The organism is Streptomyces sp. W16, assembly GCF_033194735.1.
GTDB lineage: Bacteria > Actinomycetota > Actinomycetes > Streptomycetales > Streptomycetaceae > Streptomyces.
This window is the reverse complement of the sequence record NZ_JAWOAI010000283.1, coordinates 1-12,824: the sequence shown is the minus strand read 5'-3', so window position 1 is coordinate 12,824 and position 12,824 is coordinate 1. Positions and strand designations below refer to the sequence as shown.

14 protein-coding genes are annotated in these 12,824 nt (G+C 71.9%); 3 read left to right on the top strand and 11 right to left on the bottom strand.

Annotated elements, in window-relative coordinates; all coding sequences use genetic code 11:
* The 3 genes from R6V09_RS31340 to R6V09_RS31330 form a co-directional block, all read right to left on the bottom strand.
* Window positions 1–2,158: ATP-binding protein (locus R6V09_RS31340; RefSeq protein WP_317884831.1), on the bottom strand; the 2,158-nt coding region annotated here is incomplete at its 3' end.
* 46 nt (window positions 2,159–2,204) lie between these two features.
* Window positions 2,205–2,933 carry an SDR family oxidoreductase gene (locus tag R6V09_RS31335; protein WP_317884830.1) on the bottom strand — a complete coding sequence of 243 codons (729 nt, stop codon included), beginning with the start codon at window positions 2,931–2,933 and terminating at the stop codon, window positions 2,205–2,207.
* Between the two features lie 102 nt (window positions 2,934–3,035).
* On the bottom strand, window positions 3,036–4,235 hold the full coding sequence (locus R6V09_RS31330) for an acyl-CoA dehydrogenase family protein (RefSeq protein ID WP_317884829.1): 1,200 nt from the start codon (window positions 4,233–4,235) through the stop codon (window positions 3,036–3,038).
* 208 nt (window positions 4,236–4,443) lie between these two features.
* Between R6V09_RS31330 and R6V09_RS31325 the strand changes: the two genes are divergently transcribed.
* Complete coding sequence (locus tag R6V09_RS31325; protein ID WP_317884828.1) at window positions 4,444–5,688, top strand: FAD-dependent monooxygenase; 1,245 nt, start codon at window positions 4,444–4,446, stop codon at window positions 5,686–5,688.
* Between the two features lie 13 nt (window positions 5,689–5,701).
* Here R6V09_RS31325 and R6V09_RS31320 read toward each other — a convergent pair whose 3' ends face one another.
* Entirely contained in the window at window positions 5,702–7,111 is a 1,410-nt protein-coding gene (locus R6V09_RS31320) for a DHA2 family efflux MFS transporter permease subunit (protein WP_317884833.1), read from the bottom strand.
* A 198-nt stretch (window positions 7,112–7,309) separates the two neighbouring features.
* On the opposite strand from R6V09_RS31320, the gene R6V09_RS31315 reads away from it, so the two are divergent.
* Window positions 7,310–7,741, top strand: a complete 432-nt coding sequence (locus tag R6V09_RS31315) for a MarR family winged helix-turn-helix transcriptional regulator (RefSeq protein WP_317884827.1) — start codon at window positions 7,310–7,312, stop codon at window positions 7,739–7,741.
* Between the two features lie 16 nt (window positions 7,742–7,757).
* On the opposite strand, the gene R6V09_RS31310 is transcribed toward R6V09_RS31315, so the two are convergent.
* From R6V09_RS31310 to R6V09_RS31280, 7 genes are all read right to left on the bottom strand, one after another.
* The gene (locus tag R6V09_RS31310; RefSeq protein ID WP_317884826.1) at window positions 7,758–8,144 is read right to left on the bottom strand and encodes a fic family toxin-antitoxin system, toxin component; all 387 of its coding nucleotides are present in this window, start codon (window positions 8,142–8,144) and stop codon (window positions 7,758–7,760) included.
* The gene (locus R6V09_RS31305) at window positions 8,141–8,371 is read right to left on the bottom strand and encodes a hypothetical protein (RefSeq protein ID WP_317884832.1); all 231 of its coding nucleotides are present in this window, start codon (window positions 8,369–8,371) and stop codon (window positions 8,141–8,143) included. The genes R6V09_RS31310 and R6V09_RS31305 overlap by 4 nt, the downstream gene beginning before the upstream one ends.
* A gap of 3 nt (window positions 8,372–8,374) precedes the next feature.
* Window positions 8,375–8,755, bottom strand: coding sequence for an NUDIX domain-containing protein (locus tag R6V09_RS31300; protein WP_317884825.1), 381 nt, complete (start codon window positions 8,753–8,755; stop codon window positions 8,375–8,377).
* Window positions 8,756–8,912: 157 nt separating this feature from the next.
* Window positions 8,913–9,311: a DUF6884 domain-containing protein gene (locus R6V09_RS31295; protein WP_327096781.1), complete on the bottom strand. Its 399-nt coding sequence runs from the start codon at window positions 9,309–9,311 to the stop codon at window positions 8,913–8,915.
* 102 nt (window positions 9,312–9,413) lie between these two features.
* Entirely contained in the window at window positions 9,414–10,391 is a 978-nt protein-coding gene (locus R6V09_RS31290) for an alpha/beta fold hydrolase (RefSeq protein ID WP_317884823.1), read from the bottom strand.
* A gap of 71 nt (window positions 10,392–10,462) precedes the next feature.
* Window positions 10,463–11,107, bottom strand: a complete 645-nt coding sequence (locus R6V09_RS31285; protein ID WP_317884822.1) for a molybdopterin-dependent oxidoreductase — start codon at window positions 11,105–11,107, stop codon at window positions 10,463–10,465.
* Window positions 11,108–11,256: 149 nt separating this feature from the next.
* Window positions 11,257–11,676, bottom strand: a complete 420-nt coding sequence (locus R6V09_RS31280) for a TOBE domain-containing protein (protein ID WP_317884821.1) — start codon at window positions 11,674–11,676, stop codon at window positions 11,257–11,259.
* A gap of 323 nt (window positions 11,677–11,999) precedes the next feature.
* Between R6V09_RS31280 and R6V09_RS31275 the strand changes: the two genes are divergently transcribed.
* On the top strand, window positions 12,000–12,824 hold an 825-nt coding region (locus R6V09_RS31275), incomplete at its 3' end, for a type 1 glutamine amidotransferase (RefSeq protein WP_317884820.1).

Sequence of the window (12,824 nt, the reverse complement as noted above, 5' to 3'; positions counted from 1 at the left end):
CGAGCTCCCCCGCACGGCTGATGGCGCACGCGTGCCGGTAGGCGTCCTCGAACCGGCCCCGGCCGAGTGCGGCGAGTGCCCGCGCGTGCGAGGCGCAGGACAGGTAGGAACCCACCCCGCGCGGTGTCGCCCACAGGGTCATCTCGTCGGTGAACGCCCGGGTGGCGGCCTCGTCGCCGCGGGCGGCGGCGACCAGCGCCCGCTGGTAGAGGAACTCCGTCGACAGGAGCTGATAGCTGTGCGCCTCGCCCAGATCCCGGCCCTGCGCGGCCTGTGCCTCCAGTTCGTCCCACTCGCCTGCCGCGAAATGGTCCCGGCCCAGGTACACCAGCCCCTGGATCTCCACGGTGAGCGAGCTGTTGTCCCGCCCGTCGCGCAGCACCCGCCGCAGCGCCGTGCGGCAGGCCGGGAGCCGGTCCACGTACAGCGACGTCATGGCGATCCGGATGACCCGGACCGGGTCGGCCTCCCGGTCCAGCGAGGCGATCGCCTCGTCGAGCTTCCCGAGCGCGGCCGGCCCCGTCCGAGCCGGGTCGGCCATGGTGCCGACGGTCAGGGCCAGTTGGTCCGGGATCTCCGGTTTCAGCAGGTTGAGGGCCCGGTGCAGCGGCTTCCACAGCTCCGCGCGCTGACTGCTCTGGCACAGCCAGGCCAGGGTGTACAGCGCGTCGATCATGGTCGGGTCGGTGGCGTCGTACGGCTGGTGCTGCATGTCGATCGCGCCGACGAGCAGCCGGTGCGCGGTGTCCAGGTCGCCTTCACCGCTGAGGAGGATGTGGTGTGCCGCCGCGACGGCGGCGACCAGCGGGCCGGCCCGTCCGCCGTCGGCCAGCCGGGCCTCCTCCAGCAGCCGGGGCACATCACGCAGGTCACCGGTCAGGTCCGCGCCTAGATAGGCAGCCTCGGCGATCCGGCGACTGCGCTCGTAGCCGCGCGGGCTCAGCTCGGCGGCGCGCAGCAGCGCGGCGATGGCGCCACCCGCGTCACCCCGCCGTACGGTGTCGCGCGCCACCTCCTCCAGCAGACTCGCGACATCCTCGGTGGGCTCGACGGTGGCATGGGCGAGATGCCAGGCGCGTCGCTCGGGGTGGTCGGCGCTGAACTCCGCCAAGGCGCGGTGTACTTCGCGGCGCTGTTCGCTGGTGGAGAGTTCCACTATGGCGGAGCGGGTCAGGGGATGGCGGAACGCCAGCCGTCCGGTGACCGCGTCCACGTAGACGAGTCCCGCGCGTTCCGCGTCCGCCAGGTCGTCCATGTCGGCCCGCCCGGAGGCGGCCGAGGTGAGGGCGTGCAGATCACCGGTGCCGTCCAGGACCCCGTACAGCAGGAGCAGTCGGGTCGCGGCGGGCAGTGTCTCGACCCGGGACGCGAACACGGCCTGGAGCCGGCGGCTCAGCGGCAGCAGGTCGGGCACATCGGCCCCGGAGCGCTGGGCGCAGCTGAGCGCGACGGGCAGTTCGAGCAGGGCCAGCGGGTTGCCCTGTGCCTCCGCGAGCAGACGCTCCCGCACACGCGGCGCCAGGGACGGGGAACGGGCCTGGATCAACGCCGCCGCGGCCGTCGTGTCGAGCGGCTGAACATGGTGATGGGGCACGCCGCCGCGTTCGAAGAACGTGCCTTCCCCCGACCGGTAGGCGCCGAGGAAGCCGACCCGGCTGCCACCAAGACGGCGGGCGACGAAGCCCAGCACCACGGCGCTGGCGCGGTCCAGCCACGGAAGATCGTCGACGATCACCAGCAACGGGCGCTCAGCGGCAGCCTGGACGAGCAGCGTCAGCGCCGCGTTCGAGACCAGCAGCTGATCGGACGGTGCGCCCCGGTCCAGGCCCAGCGCCACGTTCAGGGCGGTGCGGTACGGGTCGGGCAGCCGGTCGAGCCCGGCCAGCAGCGGCTGAAGGACCTGGTGGAGACCCGCGAAACTGATCGTGCTCTCGAACTCCACACCTGCGGCGCGCACGACCCGCGCGCCCGTGCCGCGCGCCTGTCCGGCCGCCGCGTCCAGCAGCACCGTCTTGCCGACACCGGCGTCCCCGGACAGCAGCAGCGCCCCACCGGACACCATGGCCTCGTCGACGAACCCCCGGACCAGTCCGAGATCGTGATCGCGTCCGACCAGAGGCTCGGCCGGGCCCGCCGGCGAAGACCCGTCCCCGTCCATCCCCTGCTCCCTTCCGACCTCGGAACTTTACGCCCGGCCGCCGCCGTCACCGCATGAACATGCCGCCGTTGACGTCGAGTGTGGCACCCGTGATGTACCCGGAGTCGTCCCCCGCCAGGTGACCCACCAGCGCGGCCACCTCCTCGGGCCGTCCGAATCGGCCCACCGGGATGCGGTCGGCGGCCCGCCGCAGCGCCTCGGCGGGCAGCTCGTCCATGACGGGCGTCCGTACGGCCGCGGGAGCGACGGCGTTGACGGTGACGCCGTGGGGAGCGAGTTCCTGGGCGAAGATCTTGGTCAGCACCAGCACACCCGCCTTCGCCGCGGCGTAGTGCGGCCCGGCGACCAGTCCGCCCTGCTGTCCGGCCAGCGACGCGAGGTTGACGACCCGGCCCCAGCCGCGCTCCCGCATCGGCGGTGCGCACAGGCGGGTGAGGACGAGGACGCTGCGCAGGTTGGTGGCCATGAGGGCGTCCCACTCGTCGAGTTCGACGTCCCACACCGAGCCGGGCGCCGTTCGCGCCGCGTTGTTGACCAGCACATCGGGGCTGTGCCACGCCGAGGACACCGCGCGCACCGCGTCCTGTGTCTCCTGTGGGTCGCCGACGTCGGCGCGCACCGCCATCGCGGAGTTCCCGTCGGGGTCCAGCTCCTTGGCCGGGGCCCGCGCGCCGGTGTCGTCCTGGTCCAGCAGCGCCACCCGCAGGCCGCGTCGGTGCAGCTCGCCGGCGATCGCGGCGCCGATGCCACGGGCGGCACCGGTGACCAGAGCCACCCTGTGTTCCGCTGTCGGTCGGATCGGGTCTGTCGAGGGTCGGGGTGCGGCCACCGGTCCGGTCTCCTTGAATGCTGGGGTCGGACGACGTCGGTACGGTATTCAGACGACGTCGGTGTGGGGGAGGGACCGGCCGAGCAGGACACGGCCGTAGAGCTCCCGGCTGGTCTCGACGCTCAGTGCGGCGTGGCGGGAGGCCGTCCCGATGTCGCGCCAGGCGCGCTGGAGCGGTGAGTCGTCGGAGAAGCTGCTCGCCCCGGCCGTGTCGAGCAGGAGGCTGACGGCTTCGCGGGCGCAGCGCATCGCGTGGCTGCCGTCCATCCGCAGCCGTGCCCTGGTCTCCAGGTCGGGGCGCCGTCCGTCGCGCGCGGCCTCGTCGATCTCGTCGGACGCGCGCCGCAGGTGCAGCGTGGCCGTGTCGATCAGGGTGGCGGCCTGGGCGACGTTCAGCTGGTGCGGGGCGGCTTCCGCCGTCAGGGCGTGCAGCGGCGAGACGGACCGCTTTCCTCCCGTGAGGTCCCGCACGACGCGTTCGAGTGCGCCGCGGGCGATGCCGACGCCGGTGCCGACCAGTGGGAGGTTGATGGACATGGGGAAGATGACGCGGGCCTCGCCCGGATGCCGCCGGGTGCCGATCCCGTCGGCGATCTCGGCGAACGACACGAACTGCTCGTCCGGGACGAAGAGTTGGCTCGCTATCGCGGTGCGGCTTCCCGTGCCCCGCATGCCGGCCATGTGCCAGGTGTCTGCCACCGTGAGCGCGGACGCGGGGACCAGGGCGAGCCCGCGTTCCGGCCCGCCGCGGTCCTCGCGGACGATGCCCAGCAGTACCCAGGCCGCGTGGTCGATGCCGGAGATCCACGGCCACCGCCCGTCGAGTTCGAGGCCGCCGGGTACGGCTGTGACCGAACCGGAGGGATTGGCGGCGCCGCAGAGCACGGCGTCGGGATCGGACTTCCAGATCGCGGTGCGGACCTCGTCGGGCAGTTGCGAGGCGAACAGCGCGGCCCCGTACACGATGCCGACGAGCCAGGAACTCGACGCGCAGCCGGCGGCCAGCTCGGTGCACACGTCGACGGCGGTGCGCACACCGGCGCCATGGCCGCCGTAGCGGCGCGGTGTCCCCAGGGTGAAGAGCCCGGCATCGCGGAGCGCCTCAGCACTCGGCCCGGCCAGCGTGCGCTGTCGCTCGGTCCGTTCGGCGTGGGCTGCGACGACCGGCGCCAAGTCCCGTCCAACCAGGACGAGTTGTGCCTCGGTGGCACCCTGCCGTAAGAGGTCCCGGCTGTTCCGGTGTGTCATCGGGGGTTCCCTCTCTGGGGTCTGGCCTACCACGGGCGGTGCTGTTCCGGGCGGGGTCGTGCCGTCGTGCAACGGCCTCAGCTTACCTGGAGATGATCCCTCCGGATATGGTGACACCGGGGGCCGAGCCGACCGCGGGCCCTGCCCCGCTCGCCGAACTGGCAACTGTCCAGGGCGAGTTGGTACGGCGGAACGCAAGGGAGTACATGTGAAGATCGTCGTGGTGGGCGGCGGCGTCGCCGGCCTTGTCGCCGCTCTGAGTCTGCACGCCGCGGGAACGACACCGGTGGTGTGCGAGTCCGCGCGCGAACTCCAGGCACTCGGCGTCGGCATCAACCTGCTTCCTCACGCGGTGCGTGAACTCACCGAACTCGGCCTCGGTGACGCGCTGGACGACATCGCGCTGCCGCCGGAACAACTGGTCTACTGCGATCGCCGAGGGCGCCGGATCTGGGAGGAGCCACTCGGTCTGGCGGCCGGCTACCGCTGGCCCCAGTACTCCGTCCACCGGGGCAAGTTGCAGATGATGCTGCTGGACGCGGTCCGCACCCGTATCGGGCCGGACGCGATCCGTACCGGCATGGCCTTCGAACGCTTCGAGCACCAAGTGCTGGGCGTGGCGGCCCACTTCACGGACCGGCACACCGGAGGGTCGGTGGTGATCGAGGCCGATGTCCTCGTCGGCGCCGACGGCATCGACTCCCGGCTGCGCGCCCAACTGCATCCCGGTGAGGGCGCCCCGAGCGGGAACGGGGTGCGCATGTGGCGGGGGATGAGCCAGTATCCGCACATACTCGGCGGGCGGACGATCGTGGTCGCCGGAGGACGGCCCGGGGACAAGTTCGTCGCCTACCCCGTCGAGGACCCGGCCGCCGAGGGCGGGCCCACGCTGATGAACTGGGTGCTGGAGATCCGCGGCCCGCAGCCCGGCGAGGAGACGGGCGGCTTCCACCGCCCGGTTGCCGTGGACGAGGCACTGGCCGGGGTGGCGGAGTGGAGCCTGCCGTGGATCGACCTGCCCCGACTGATCCGCGACTCCACCGGCATCCACGAGTACCCGATGGTGGACCGCGACCCGCTGCCGCGCTGGAGCTTCGGCCGGGTGACGCTGGTCGGAGACGCCGCCCATCCCATGTATCCCATGGGCATGAACGGCGGCTCCCAGTCCGTCGTCGACGCCCGGGTCCTGGCCTGGGCCCTCGCCCACCACGACGATCCGGTGGAGGCGTTGGCGCGGTACGAAGACCTGCGCCGCGAACCCCTGAACCAACTGGTGCTGGCCAACCGTGAGTTGGGCCCGGAGAAGATCATCGTCCTGGCCGAGGAGACCGGCGGCCCGGTTCCCGCGGAGCACGCGACGGCCGTCTCCCAGGGCTACAAACAACTCGCCGGGTGCACGACCGCCGCGCTCAACTCCAGGGATTCCTGGTCGGTTTCACCGGTGATCCGCTGAAGGCGTGGGGTGGCTAGTGCGCCTCCTCGTGTCGGCGTCCCCGTGGAGCCGCCCCGCCCGACGCGGTGGTCCCACGGGCGGCAGCGGCGCGGGCCGGGCCGTCGGGGAGGGTGAAGGCGAAGACGGAGGTCGCCGCGGCGAGGGCGGCCAGAGTGAGATAGGCGTGCTGGTAGGCGGTGGTGGGCGGATCCGCCGCGGCTGCCGTGGGCGTGCTCAGCACCAGGGCCGTGGTCACCGCCGCCGGAGCGAAGGCGCCCCCGGTCTGCCGTACGACGGTGTTGAGCGTCGACGCCTGGGCCAGGTCCTTGCGGGAGACGGTCGCCAGCGAGGCCACCGTGGTCGGCATGAAGACGCCGCCCATGCCGACGCCGAGCAGGAACATGTAGGTGCGGAACGTCCACAGGCCGGTGTCCTGGTCGCAGGTGGCGAAGAGCAGCAGGACCGCGCTCACCATGGCCAGGCCGCAGCCGATGATGATCCGGGGGCCGACCCTGGAGTACAGGACCCCGGCGATCTGGACGGTCAGCAGCACACCGAAGGCCTCGGGGAAGGTGCTGGTGCCGGACTCCAGTGCCGAACGGCCCTGCCCCTGCTGGAGAAAGAGCGGGCCGAGATACATGGCGCCCAGGATCGGCACCAGGCCCACCAGATTGATCAGGTTGGTGTCCCGGAAGAGCCGGTCCGCGAAGAGCCGGAGCCTCAACAGCGGTTCGGCGGTGCGCAGTTCGAAGAGGACGGCGGCGGTGAGCAGGACCGCGCCGAGCGCGAGGGCGGTGACGACGGCGGGGGAGGACCAGCCGCGGTTGGGGCCCTCGCAGACCCCGAACATCACGGAACCCAGAGCCGCCGCGCTCAGCAGCAGCCCGGTGAGGTCGAAACGCCCGGGCCGATGGCCGCGGTGCTCGGCCAGGAAGACCGCCCCGAACACCACAGCGGGCACGCCGAGCGGCAGGTTGACGTAGAACACCCAACGCCAGGACAGGTGGTCCACCAGCAGCCCGCCGAGCACCGGCGCGACGGCCGGGGCCATCTGCTGCGGCACGATCATGTACCGCGAGATCCGCACCTGCTCCCACGAGTTGAAGGTGCTGTACAGCAGCGAGGACGCGGCGGGGAAGAGCAGTCCGGCGGAGAGACCCTGCACCGCGCGGAAGGCGACGAGTTGAGCGAGGTCGGCCGCCGCGCCGCACAGCAGCGACGAGCCGAGGAAGGCGCCGAGAGCGGTGAGCAGCACGCGCTTGGCGCCGAACCGCTCCACCAGCCAGGCCGAGGCGGGGATGGCCATGGCCAGACAGACCGGGTAGACCACGACCACACCGTCCAGGGCGGCCGTGGTCAGCCGGAACGTGCGGGCTATGGAGGGGAGCGCCACGGTCGTGATCGCTCCGTCGACGATCGCGATGAACGTCACGCAGACACACATGACGGGCACGACCAGACGCTGGCCCGGGCGCGGACGGAGGCGTATTCGGGAGACAAGAGGGATGCGGGAGACGGGGGAGACGGAATGGCGTCGGAACGGCAGCACATGCTGAGCATACTCACTATGTGGGTGCTCATAGGTCGCGGCCGAGGAACGTAGAATCGATCCTCACCGCGAAAACGGGGAACGGGGAACGTCATGGCAGTGCACGGCAGCAGCGACATCCTGGTCGACGAGCTCTACGAGACGACCCACCGGCTACGGCAGTTCGTGGAGATCCGGCTGCGCGCCAACGGTGCCTCGGTCGCCCGGCTGCGTGCCCTGCGGATGCTCGCCCATGCCGAACAGCCGCTGCGCATGCGGGACTTGAGCGAGATGACCGGCGTCGCGGCACGGACCACGACCAGCATCGTCGACAGCCTGGAGCGCGACGGGCTGGTGGAGCGGGTACGCCATCCGCACGACCGGCGCGCGTTCCTGCTGCGCCTCACCGACAAGGGCCGGGAGTGTCATCGCGAGGCCGAGGAGGTCGACGGTCTCGCGCTCGCGGAGGCGACGGCCGAACTGGACGCGGAGGACCGCGCACAGCTGCGTGCCCTGCTCGCGCGCATCCGGAAGGCGACGTCCTGAAGCTGGCCCGGCCGGCTCAGTCGGTGGTCCAGTCGCGCAGTTGGCGCGCGATCCTGGCCAGGCCGAGTTCCCCGGAGGCCGCGTCGCGCACGAGCGCCACGGCCGCCTTGGGCGGGTAGTCGAGGCGGCGTTCGTTGAGGTTCAGGTAGGCCTCGGTGGCGTGCCAGGCGAAAGCCTCGTTGGAGTGTTCCAGACACGGCAGCTTCGCCAGGGTCTGCAGGAGCGCCGCCGCCTTGAGGGGGAGGGAGCCGTAGATGTCGCGCTCCGTCGCGCGGGCGTCGACGCGCGCGGCGGCGGCGTAGAGCGGGCCGTAGGCGTCGACCTGGGGATCACGGTCGAGCAGTTCGGCGGCGTGCAGCAGGAATGTGACGTCCAGCGTGTGCGGTGGTTCGGGCTGGGTCACGCGGCGTGCCCCTGCTCCTGGCGTTCGAGTTCACGCAGCGCGTCCGCCTCGGCGGCCCGCTGCTCCGCGCTGGAATCGGCAGTGCCCGGTTCGGCCGCGAACGCCTCGCCACTGCGTGCCATGGACTCCTTGAAGCCCGCGAGGAACCGCTCCTCGACGGCCGTCGCCCGTGCGTAGGCGGCCGAGAGGATGTACTCCTGCAGGCTGACGCCGGCCTGCGCCGGTATTTCCTACACGGGTGTATGGCCCTCCAGGTAGGCGCGCACCGGCGCGGGCAGCCCACCGTCGATGGCCTCGGCGAAGGGCGCCCAGCGGAGCTGCCCGGCGGTGAGCTGGTCCTCCCCGGACGGATCCTCGCTCAACAGATGACACACCACGGCAGGCGATCCGTCGGCTCCGACCGCCGACTCCGACTCCAGGAGGCTCGACCCGTCCACGAGATAGCCCGTGAGTTCATAGACCACGCGAGCGGCGGTGGCCTGTGCCGTCTCGGCCTCCTCGGGGACACCGGACGGCAGACCCCAACCGCCCTGCACGTTCACCAGCAGCAACCGTCCGTCGTTCACGACGACCGCGTCCACCAGTTCCTCGGGGGCCTGCTCCAACGCCATCTCCGCACCGTCCCTTCGCGCAAGGAGCGACCGTCCGTCCGGCCACGTCCGACCCCGTCTCCTACCCGGGACGCATCGGTTCACGCGGTACGCCCGCATCCGGCAGGCCGCATCTGCTGCGCCCGTCGTCGACGACCCGCGCACCGGAGGTGCCCCACTAACCGACAGGGCTGTTGCGCATCGCCGCCAGGCGGGCCATCTGCTCGCCCATGCCGCGTGTTCCGGTGAGCGGTGTGCGGGCGTGCGGCCAGACTGCGTGGACCAGATCGACGTGCCGGGCGCCGCCGAGGGCTACGACGGGGTCGAGGCACACGATGCCACGCAGCGTCGCCTGTTCCAGGAGAACTGGGGCCGTAATGGCGCCTGTTGCACCGTGCGGAGTGTCGTACGGCTCGACGACGTCGTCGAGGTCGAGCAGGCCGTACCGCGCGGAGAGGATCAACAGCCGGTCGGGGCACAGGGCTTCGGCCGCCTTGCGGCACGCGCGATGGCAGGAGCCGACGTACATGTCCGCGGCCCGCGCGGGGTGGTCCAGTTTGCGGCTGCCGCACGGGATGACGACGGGTTCGACCGGTTTCCTCCCCGCTGCGAGGCGGTGTCTACCAACCTCCCAGCGGGCGGTGGGCGGTTGGGGGGCAGCCCACGCCCAGCGGTCTCCTTACTCGCCGGCGTCCTGACGGCAGGCCGTGAGGAAGTCGATGAGTGCGGCGTTCACCTCGTCCGGGCGTTCCTGCTGGGTCCAGTGTCCGCAGTCGGTCAGTTCGACGGGCTTGCGCACCAGGTTGGGCATGAGGTCGGGCAGGCGCGCGATGAGTTCGGGGGTGCCGGGGAACGCGGGGACGAGGTCGCGGTCGCCGTAGACGTACAGGGCGGGCGGGGTGACGACGGCGTTGTGCCAGGGCGCGGTCAGCTCCCAGTTGCGGTCGAGGTTGCGGTACCAGTTCAGCGGGCCGGTGAAGCCCGCGGAGAAGCTCTCGGTGAGCGCGTCGAGAGCCTCCTCGGTGAGCCAGTCCGGCAGCACCTCGGGATCCTCCATGGACGCGAGCCAGCCCTGCTCGGAGGGGACCAGCGGTTGCATGATCTCGCCGGAGGGCGAGGCGGCGGCGGAGGCGGAGTAGAGGAACTTGCGGAGCGTGGTCCGCGGGTCCCTGGCGAACTCGGCGTCGGCGACACCGGGACGGTCGAAGTAGTTCCAGTAGAACCGGCCCCCGAACCTCGCCTGCGTCACGGCCAGCGGCGGACGCAGCCCCCGGAACGGCGGCGGCACGCTCAGACCGGCCACCCCGAGAACCTTGTCAGGCCGCAGCAGCGCGGTGTGCCAGGCGACCGCCGCACCCCAGTCGTGCCCGACGACGTACGCCTGCCGCTCGCCCGACTCCTGGATGAGACCGACGACATCGCCGACCAGATGGAAGAGGGTGTACGCGTCGACGGCCTCGGGGTGGTCGCTGCGGCCGTAGCCCCGCTGGTTGGGGGCGACCACCCGGAAGCCCGCGTCGGCCAGTGGGCCGATCTGGCGGTGCCAGGAGTGCCATGACTCCGGGAAGCCGTGCAGGAGCACCACCAGCGGGCCTTCGCCCTGCTCGGCGATCTCCAGCCGTACGCCGTTCACGTCGACCATGCGCTGCGCAACCATGGGCGCGAGCCTACGTGCCGTCAACATCGCCGGGCGGCACGGGTCCTGGACCGAAGGAAGATCTCGGCCGCTCAGCCGTCGTGCTCGGCGCCGTTCTCGTCCTGCTCCTGGTAGGAGTAGCGCTGCTCTTTCCAGGGGTCGGCGATGTTGTGGTAGCCGCGTTCCTCCCAGAAACCGCGGCGGTCCTCGGTGAGGTACTCCACGGCGCGCAGCCACTTGGGGCTCTTGTAGCCGTACAGGTGCGGCACGACCAGGCGCAGCGGGAAGCCGTGCTCGGCGGTGAGGGGCTCGCCGTTGTGGTGGGTGGCCAGCAGGGTCTGCGAGGCCGTGAAGTCGGCCAGGCGGAGGTTGGCGGAATAGCCGTACTCCGCCCAGGCCATGACGTGTGTGACCTCCGGCGCGGGCGGGACCAGGGCCAGGAGGGCGGTGGCGGGGATGCCGTACCACTCGTGGTCGGTGGAGGTCGGGCCGGACGCGCAGTGCAGGTCGGCGACGACCGTGACATGCGGCAGGGGCGCCAGTTCGTCGAAGGTCCAGCTGTGCTCGGTGCCGTCGGCGGTGGCGCCGTGGACCCGCAGGTTCCAGCGGTCGGGGCGGAAGCGGGGGACGGGCCCGTAGTGCGAGACCGGCCAACCGTGCACATGGCGCTGGCCGGGCGGGATGGGGCGGGACGCGTCGGCGGCGGCCTCGACCGTGCCTTGTCCGTCGCTTGCCACGCGGGACGTCCCTTCTTCGCTGGTCGCCGGGTTACGGCTGCCTTCCCCGAGCAGCGTAGGCGCTCACCCGGGACGGGGCCGAAGCCGGGTCCCGGTGCGTGCCCGCGCGTCGCCCCGCCCCGCAGTCCCGGTCAGCACGCCCCCGCCCGTCAGACGGTCGCCAGGGACACCTCGGTCGACTTGATCAGCGCGACGACCGGTGAACCGGTCGCCAGACCGAGGTCGCCCACCGCGTCCTTGGTGATCGCCGCGGTCAGTTCGCCCCCGTCGACCGTGACCTTCACGACGGCCATCGCCCCGCCGGTGGCGACGTCGCTGACCGTGCCGGGCAACTGGTTGCGGATGGACAGCCCCTCCACCCGGCCGGTGGCCAGCGCGACCTCGGTGGACTTCATCATGGCGCGTACGGCCGTACCCTCGGCGAGCCCCAGGTCCTTCACGGCCTCCAGCGTGATCGCCGCCGTGAGGTCCTGGCCGCCGTCGAGGCGCACCTTCACGGTCGCCATCACCGCGCCGGGCGTGACAGCCGTGACCGTGCCGGGAATCTGGTTGCGGATGCTCAAGCTCATGACGGAACGCCTCACAGAGAAAAGTTCTGGATTGCCGGATTTATCACCGGCTGTGCGTCCACAAGCTAGCCGCTCCGGCCGCCCACGTCGCAGACCCCGTCGCATCCGCCACCTGGGAGTTTCCTTCGTCCTGGCAAATCGGAGGAACCCGCGAACGGGGAGGGTGATCGCCGGAGTCCCGGCGCCGCGGCGAGGGTGTTCGCCCACGGCTGGGCAATGAGAGGAATGTCCTGGCAAATGCGAGGCAGGGCGGTCCCTTCGTCCCGTATCCGCGTTTGGTTTCGACCATCGCCCGGGTACGGTCGTGCGGGAGGTGGTGGCCCGTGATCCAGATCGTGGAGCACGCACCGCAGGAAGGCCCCTACGCCATCGGCACCGCGCTGAAGGCGGCCGGGCTGCCGACCCGGGTCTGCCGGACCTGGGCGGGCGACCCGGTGCCGGACACGGCCGACGACCTGGTGGGTCTGGTCGTGATGGGCGGGGCGCTGGCCGCCTACGAGGACTTCCCCGGCCGTAGCGCCGAACTGGCGCTGCTGCGCGCCGCGTTGGACGCCGAGATCCCCGTACTGGGCGTGTGCCTGGGCGCGCAGTTGCTGGCCGTCGCGGCGGGCGGTGCCGGACGGCCCGGCGACGGGGCGCAGATCGGCTGGTCCGACGTACGGCTGACGGAGGCCGCACGCACCGACGCCCTCTTCGCGGGCGTGCCCGAGCGGCTGCGGGTGCTGCACTGGCACGGCGACACGATGGAACTGCCGGCCGGGGCGACCCTGCTGGCCTCCTGCGACCGGTACCCGGTGCAGGCGTTCCGGATCGGCGGCTCGGCGTGGGGAACGCAGTTCCACCTGGAGGTGGACGAGACCGCGGTCGGCGCCTTCGCCGACGCCTTCCCGGAGGAAGCCGCCACCGCCCCCGGTCTGGTGGAGTCCGCGCCCGCCGAACTGGCCGTACTGGCCCGCCACCGCGACGGTGTGTTCCAGCGCTTCGCCGCCTTCGTCGCGGCGCGTGCCGAGCAGACGGCGACCCGCGCCTTCTTCACCCGGCGCGCGGCCACCTGGGAGGAACGGTTCGCGGACGACGGCCCCCGGTACGCGGCGGCCGTAGACCGGATGGAACTGCGCCCCGGCGCGCGTGTCCTGGACCTAGGCTGC

Bases quoted from the DNA above. Each gene is read 5' to 3' on its own strand.
- R6V09_RS31330 (WP_317884829.1), bottom strand. From the start codon at position 4,235: ATGACACACCGGAACAGCCGGGACCTCTTACGGCAGGGTGCCACCGAG.
- R6V09_RS31320 (WP_317884833.1), bottom strand. From the start codon at position 7,111: ATGTGTGTCTGCGTGACGTTCATCGCGATCGTCGACGGAGCGATCACG.
- R6V09_RS31315 (WP_317884827.1), top strand. From the start codon at position 7,310: ATGGCAGTGCACGGCAGCAGCGACATCCTGGTCGACGAGCTCTACGAG.
- R6V09_RS31300 (WP_317884825.1), bottom strand. From the start codon at position 8,755: ATGGCGTTGGAGCAGGCCCCCGAGGAACTGGTGGACGCGGTCGTCGTG.
- R6V09_RS31290 (WP_317884823.1), bottom strand. From the start codon at position 10,391: ATGGTTGCGCAGCGCATGGTCGACGTGAACGGCGTACGGCTGGAGATC.
- R6V09_RS31280 (WP_317884821.1), bottom strand. From the start codon at position 11,676: ATGAGCTTGAGCATCCGCAACCAGATTCCCGGCACGGTCACGGCTGTC.